This is a genomic window from Burkholderia sp. HAN2018 (assembly GCF_024704855.1).
Taxonomy (GTDB): Bacteria; Pseudomonadota; Gammaproteobacteria; order Burkholderiales; family Burkholderiaceae; genus Burkholderia; species Burkholderia cepacia.
In genome coordinates, this window is sequence record NZ_QOBB01000318.1 from 1 (window position 1) to 6,587 (window position 6,587).

7 protein-coding genes are annotated in these 6,587 nt (G+C 68.8%); all 7 read right to left on the reverse strand.

Annotated elements, in window-relative coordinates; genetic code table 11:
- Positions 1-2,065: secretin N-terminal domain-containing protein (locus tag DPV74_RS37905; protein WP_119339053.1), on the reverse strand; the 2,065-nt coding region annotated here is incomplete at its 3' end.
- Between the two features lie 31 nt (positions 2,066-2,096).
- Positions 2,097-2,567 carry a hypothetical protein gene (locus DPV74_RS37910; RefSeq protein ID WP_119339051.1) on the reverse strand — a complete coding sequence of 157 codons (471 nt, stop codon included), beginning with the start codon at positions 2,565-2,567 and terminating at the stop codon, positions 2,097-2,099.
- Positions 2,564-3,118 (reverse strand): hypothetical protein, encoded by a 555-nt coding sequence (locus DPV74_RS37915; RefSeq protein WP_060083853.1) that lies wholly within the window; start codon positions 3,116-3,118, stop codon positions 2,564-2,566. Before DPV74_RS37915 ends, DPV74_RS37910 begins: the two co-directional genes overlap by 4 nt.
- On the reverse strand, positions 3,115-3,645 hold the full coding sequence (locus DPV74_RS37920) for a hypothetical protein (protein WP_027790293.1): 531 nt from the start codon (positions 3,643-3,645) through the stop codon (positions 3,115-3,117). Before DPV74_RS37920 ends, DPV74_RS37915 begins: the two co-directional genes overlap by 4 nt.
- On the reverse strand, positions 3,642-4,412 hold the full coding sequence (locus DPV74_RS37925; RefSeq protein ID WP_240440095.1) for a hypothetical protein: 771 nt from the start codon (positions 4,410-4,412) through the stop codon (positions 3,642-3,644). The genes DPV74_RS37920 and DPV74_RS37925 overlap by 4 nt, the downstream gene beginning before the upstream one ends.
- Entirely contained in the window at positions 4,393-6,027 is a 1,635-nt protein-coding gene (locus tag DPV74_RS37930; RefSeq protein WP_119339052.1) for a GspE/PulE family protein, read from the reverse strand. Before DPV74_RS37930 ends, DPV74_RS37925 begins: the two co-directional genes overlap by 20 nt.
- Positions 6,028-6,081: 54 nt before the next feature.
- On the reverse strand, positions 6,082-6,587 hold a 506-nt coding region (locus DPV74_RS37935), incomplete at its 5' end, for a type II secretion system F family protein (RefSeq protein ID WP_205571976.1).

Consider the following 6,587-nt stretch of genomic DNA (forward strand, 5'->3'; position numbering starts at 1 on the left):
TCGGCGGCGGCACGGCGCGCGTGGCCGAGGCGGGCTCGATCGCATGCGCGCGAGGCTGCGGCAACGCGGCCGCTTCCGCACGCACACGCATCATGCTGCCGCCTTTCATCGTGGGCCTGCCCGATACGGCCCCGGCGTCGCTCGATTCTTCAGCCGGGGAGGCTTCAGCGCCCTGCGCGGTATCGACGGCCTCGTCCGGGCCCGGTTGCGCGGCGGGCGCGGCGTCCGCGACGGGTGCCGCCGGTTCGATCGGCGCATCGAGATCCGGGCCGTTCGACGAAGCCGACGAAGCCCTCGGGGCCGGCGCGGCCGATGCGGATTCGAGCGTCAGCGCCTCGGTCGTCACGCGCGTCTCGGTCCCCGACAGGAACGTGGTGACGGCCGACGTCGGCAGGTCGAGGTTGCGCTCGATGTGCGGGGTAATCAGCAGCACGATTTCCGAGCGCTCGTTGCTGCGGCCGTTCGAGCCGAACAGGCGGCCGACGACGGGCAGGCCCGACACGCCGGGCAGACCCGAGACGTTCTCGATCTCGTTGCGCTTGACGAGGCCGGCGAGGATCTGCGTTTCGCCGTTTCGCGCGGTCATCAGGGTTTCCGCATTGCGTGTCCCGAGCGAATAGGCGACGAGGCCGGTCTTGGTCGTTTCCTTCGACAGGATGCTGCTGACTTCCATGTTGACCTTCACGCTGACCTCGTCGTCGAGGCTGATGCGCGGCTCCACCTTCAGCATCAGGCCGACGTCCTGGTAGCTGACGGATTCCGTGACGACGCCGTTGGCGTTCGTGGTCGTGACGATCGGCACGCGTTCGCCGATCTTGATGTTGGCCTTCTCCATGTTGCGTACGCGGATCTTCGGATTCGCGAGCGTCTTGGTCTTGCCCTGCTTCTGCAGCATGTCGATCGCGAGCGACAGCGCGCCGGATTCGCTGGATACGCCGATCCGGTCGCGGTTCAGGCGCAGCAGGTCGCCGAGCGTCAGCGCCGCGCCCTCTGCGCCGCCGAGCGCGCCGAACTGCACGCGGCCCGGGTACTGGATGCCGAGATCGAGGCTGTCGTTCATGTTGACCTCCAGCACCTGCACGTCGAGCGTGACTTCGGACTGGGGGATGTCCAGCCCCATCACGACGCGCTCGGCCACCTGGATCGTTTCGGGCGTGTCGCGCAGGACGACCGCGTTGACGCGCTCGTCCACGTAGATGTCCTTCGGCTTGATCATCTGGCGCAGGGCCGCCATCACCGATTTCGCGTCCGCGTGCGACAGGAAGAAGGTGCGCAGCGCGAACTCGGTGTAGGTGCGGCTTTTCTCGGGCTGCGACGGGTAGACGAGCAGCGTGTGCTTGTCGAGCACCTTCTTCTCGAGCTGGTTCGTGCGCAGCAGCAGGTTGATCGCATCCTCGGCGGTGGTGCGCTCGGCGAACAGCGTGGCGGGCTGGTTGGTATCGACGTCGCGGTCGAACACGAAGTTCACGCCGGACACGCGCGAGATCACGTCGAAGATGTTCGACATCGGCTGCTGCTTGAAATTGAGCGAAACCGGCTTGCGCAGCGCGTCGGACAGTTGCGGGCGCACGGGACGGCTCGCCTGCGACGCGCGCAGCAGCGCATCGCGCAGCCGCTTGGCTTCCGCGTGGTTCGGCTGTTCGGCAAGGATGCGCCGCGCGATCTCGAGGGCTTCCTGCGGCTGCTCGCCGCGGATGCGCTGTGCGCGCGACAGCTCGACCGCCATTTGCTGGCGGCGCTTGACCTGCTCAAGTTCCTGACGGGCGCGCAGATTGCCGGCGTCCTCGGCCAGCACGTTGTTCAGGTGATCGATCGCCGCGCTGTGGTTGCCCTGCGCGCTTTGCCGGTCGGCGGCCTTCAGCTCGGCGCGCACGTATTCCTGCCGCGTGAGTTCGAGGGAAGTGGCGATCCGGATGTCTTCCGGTGCGGCTTCCTTCTGCTGCTGGAGCGTGCCGAGGCGTTCGGCGGATGTCCCGGCGGCGGACGGGCTGCCGGCCGGGAGGCTCGAGCATCCCGCCAGCGCCAGCGCCGAGGTCAGGAGCAATAGACTGATGGTTCGTTTCATCATGGTGTTCGATAGAAGTTCGATTCGCAATTCAATGGGTCGGCGACGGCGGCGACAGCTCGATGTCCGAGCCGTTTCGGGTCATGACGACCGGACCTGTTTCGCCCAGCGTTTTCAGCCGATAGCCGTCGGCGATCTCGCCGCCCGGCAATACGGCATCGCGGACGCCGCAGCGGCGCCCGCACAGCAGGAATGTCTTGCCGTCGCTTTCCAGCACGACGATGCGCTGCCCTTGCGTGCGCCATTCGCCGGCAATCTCGAACGGCATCGGCGGCGCGGCGGCGGCGTCGATCGGATCGCTCAGCGCCGGCGGCTCCGCCGCGGGCGGTTCGACAGGGTCGGGCGTGGCGGGGGGCGCGTCTTCCGCGCCGAGCGACACCCAGCTTTGGGCCGGGAACACGTCGACGATGCTCGGCTGGCCGACGGACTCGTGCGCCAGGCTGCCGCCTGAGGCGGCAACGGCCAGCGCCGCCGCGACGCGTATGAAGGTGCGGCGCATCATGCGTCGGGCCCCAGCAGGCTGACCCGCAGATCGACGTTGACGACGGGGCTGTCGATCTTTTCGCGCTCGATCGTGACGCTCTCGATACGCACCATCGGCTGGTCGGCGATTTTCCGCATCGCTTCGCGCAATCCGGCGTAGCTGCCGCTCAGCGCGATGCTGATCGTGAGCCGTCGCAGCTTGCCCTTCACCTCGGCCTCGCGCCGGTAGGTCGCGTGCTTCCGTTCCAGGCCGTTCTGCGACAGGATCTCGAACAGCGAATACGCCTGCTCGCGGCTGCGCAGCTGCTGGACGTCGTGCAGCGTCATGCCGCCGTCGCCGGCCTTCGGGCCGGGCTTGGGCAACGCGGCCAGATCCTTGGCGAGCGCGCCGCGCGTCGCGTCGAGTCGCGCGCCGCCCGGTTGGATATAAAGCGCGTGCAGGCCGAGCAGGGCGACGACCGCGCCGGCCGCCAGCAGCCCGGGCACGCCGAGCTTGCGGGTCGCGACATAGCGCCCCCAGCGCAACCGCGCAGCAAGCGCCGTTTTGTCGATTGCATTCAGGTGGGTCATGGATGTTCGATGCTCAGGCTGAAGTGAAAAATGGCCTTGCCGTCCTCGGTCTTCATCCGATGCTGGAGCAGGCCGATCATGCGGTCCGGATGGCGGTCGTGCAGGCGGTCGACGAACAGGTAGACGTGCGACAGCTCCGCGGCACCGCCTTCGATGCGCGCCTCGCGGCCCGCCTTGTCCACCGTCAGCGACTTCAGCGCGATCTGTGGGGTCCAGGCGTGCTCGATCCAGTCGATCACCGACAGGCCGGATCCCTTGTCGGTCATCGTCTGTTCGGCCAGCACGCGCTCGATGCGCCGCTGCTCGGGCGTCTTGGCCTTCTCCCGCCGCTGTTCGCGCTCGATGACGCGCTGACGCTGCTCGATGCGCTTCTCGACCTGCTCGACATCGTCACGCAGTGCTTCGACGCGGTTCCATTCGCTGCCGGCGAAGAGCCCGGCAGCCAGCGCGCAGCACAGCGCGATGCCGGCCCACGGCGTCAGGCGCGTGCGCGGCGCGGCGAAGTTCAGTTCCGACAGGCGCTTCATGCCGGATCCTCCGCCGCGACATCCATCGGTTCGGCCGTGCGGCCATCCGCCGGCGCGCACGCCGCGTCGCCATCGGCGAGCATCGAACCGTCGAACCGGCATGCATGCGCGTCGCCGCCGGCCGGCTGCCCGGCGATCAGCGCCGCCGCGGCGAACCAGTCGTCGGGGCGGTCGCCGGCGCGCGGCAACGTGACGATGTCGGCCCATTCGCCCGAACGCCGGAAAATGCACGTCACGACGTGCGGCTGGCGAAGCGCGAAGCGGAAATCGTCGCCGACCAGCCGGGCGGCGTGCGAGGCGAGCGACGCCGACAGCGCGTCGCGGAAGCTGGCGAGCCGCCAGCCGGCCGCGCGGCTCGTGTCGACGAGCGCCGCGAGGAGTTCGTCGCAGGCCGCGACCGCGAGGCGCGCGCGGCCGCGCCGTTCGTCCTCGATGAGGATGCGCAACGCGCCGCGCTGCGCGCGCGCGGCGAACAGCATGCGGGCATACGCATCCCACGCGGCGTCCGACACCAGGCCTTCCTGCCAGGGCAGCACCACACCGTGCGACCACGGATGCCCGACGACGACGTGGAGGCGGTTGCGCATCGGCAGGCGCGCTTTCGGCAGGCCGGCGAGCACCTGCGCGAGCGCGTCGGCCGGCCGGCCCTCGTGGGCGACGACGGCGAGCGGTGCACCGGTGCGCCGTGCGCGCCGGCTTTCATGCGCCCGGACGTGCAGCGTATCGGCGTCGATCAGCACGGTGACGTCATTCCAGAGCGATCGCACGCTGCACCTCCTGGAATGTCGTCATTCGTGCGCGCACCGCCGCCAGCCCCGCGTCGCGCATCGACTGGTAGTCGGGGTGCTCCGCGAGTGCGCGCGCGCGCTTCTCGATCGAGCGCTCGAGCAGGGCCGCCTTCAGCGGCGCATCCAGCGCAAGCACTTCGGCAAGCCCGATCCGGCCGTGATAGCCCGTGCCGCGGCACGTGTCGCAGCCGGCGCCGGCTGCCACCTCGCGCCGAAGCACGTCGGGCGGCGCGTCGGCCAGATCCGCGCCGCTCGTCGCCGGAGCGCCGCAGGTCGCGCAGATCCGTCGCACCAGTCGCTGCGATACGACGCCGTTGAGCGCCTCGAGAAAGGTCGACGGTTCCACGCCCATGTAGATGAAGCGGTCGATCACGCTGAATCCGTCGTTCGCGTGCACGGTCGACAGCACGCGGTGGCCGGTGAGTGCCGACTGCACCGCGATCGACGCGGTTTCCTCGTCGCGGATCTCGCCGACCATCACCGTGTCCGGATCGTGCCGCAGGATCGAACGCAGCCCGCGCGCAAAGGTGAGGCCCTTGCGCTCGTTGACCGGAATCTGCAGCACGCCCTTCAGCTCGTATTCGACCGGATCCTCGATCGTGATGATCTTGTCGTCGCCCGTGTTCACCTCCGACAGCACGGCATAAAGCGTCGTCGACTTGCCGCTTCCGGTCGGCCCCGTCACGAGCATGAGCCCGTAGGGGCGATGGGCGAGCGCACGCACGCGGCGGGCGGTCGACGCGTCGAAGCCGAGCACGTCGAGGCTCACGCTGTCGCCGCGTTGCGACTTGTCGAGCACGCGCATCACCGCGTTCTCGCCGTAGGTGCCGGGGATGATGGAGACGCGGAAATCGATTTCTCGCCCCTGCATCACGATCTTGAAGCGGCCGTCCTGCGGCACGCGTTTTTCCGCGATGTCGAGGGCCGCGAGCACCTTGAGCCGCGACATCGTCTGCGTGGCGACTTCGATGCCGGGAATGTGGCGGATCGATTGCAGGACGCCGTCGATCCGGTAGCGGATCGACAGGCCGTCCGCCGCCGATTCGAGGTGAATGTCGCTCGCGCGGCTCTGCAGCGCGTCGTACAGCGTCGAGTTGACCAGCCGGATGATCGGGCTTTCGTCCCGGGCGATGCTGGCGAGCGAAATCGATTCGGTCACGCGCGCGAGCGTGTCGCCCGATGCGTCGATCGTCACGTCGTCCATCGCGCGTTCGTTCGATTCGAGATCGCCGAGCAGGCGCTCGACTTCGCCGGGGGTGCTCATCGCGAGACTGACCGGCCGCGCGCCGACGCGCGAGAGCAGTTCGTCGCGCACGCTGCGCGCGACCGGATCGGCGACGACGATGCACGGTGCACCGTTGCGCTTGATCGGCAGCGCGCGCAGCGCCAGCGCGTCGTGCAGCGGCAACAGGTCGAAATGCGTCGGCGCGGCGCGCAGCGTGTCGGCGTCGATCGGATCGATGCCGAGGCAGGCCGCCACTTCGGCGAGACGCGTCGCGTCGGCGCGCATCAGGTCGTTGACATACTCTGCGAAACCGATGCCGGACGCCTCGCTTTCCGCGTGCCAGCGTTGAATCAGGTGTTGCGTAGTCATCTTGAATTCTCCAGTTGGGAAGCGGGAAGGCGGGCATCTGGCCGGCCGGGGCCGCTATCCGACGCTGCCGGCCAATTCGAAGATCGGCATGTACAGCAGCAGAACCACCGCGCCGACCGTTGCGCCGACCGCGAGCATCAGCACCGGTTCGAAAACCTTGCTGATCATTTCGATCGACCGGTCGAGCGCGCCGTCGTGGAATTGCGCGATGTGCTCGCACATTCCGCCCAGGTCGCCGCTCTGTTCGCCGACGCGCAGCAGCCGCTCGGCGACGGAGGTCGTCAGTGCATGGGCCGCGAAGACGGTCGATACCGATCGTCCGGCACGCAACTCGGTCAGCGCGGCCGCGAGGCGCGCCCCGAAATGCGCGGGCAGCACCTTGCCGGACAATTCCAGCGCGTCGATCACGGGCGTGCCGCCCGCGATCAGGAGTCCGACGGTTCGATAGAACCGGGTCAGGGCGAACAGCGCACAAACGTCGCGCACTTTCGGCGCCCGCCACATCAGCCGCTGCGCCGCGCGCTTCGCGGCGGCCGAGCGCACCGCCAGCCCCGCGCCGA

Excerpts from the sequence above, each read along its gene's own strand:
- DPV74_RS37915 (WP_060083853.1), bottom strand. The coding sequence starts at position 3,118 with ATGACCCACCTGAATGCAATCGACAAAACGGCGCTTGCTGCGCGGTTG.
- DPV74_RS37920 (WP_027790293.1), bottom strand. The coding sequence starts at position 3,645 with ATGAAGCGCCTGTCGGAACTGAACTTCGCCGCGCCGCGCACGCGCCTG.
- DPV74_RS37910 (WP_119339051.1), bottom strand. The coding sequence starts at position 2,567 with ATGATGCGCCGCACCTTCATACGCGTCGCGGCGGCGCTGGCCGTTGCC.
- DPV74_RS37930 (WP_119339052.1), bottom strand. The coding sequence starts at position 6,027 with ATGACTACGCAACACCTGATTCAACGCTGGCACGCGGAAAGCGAGGCG.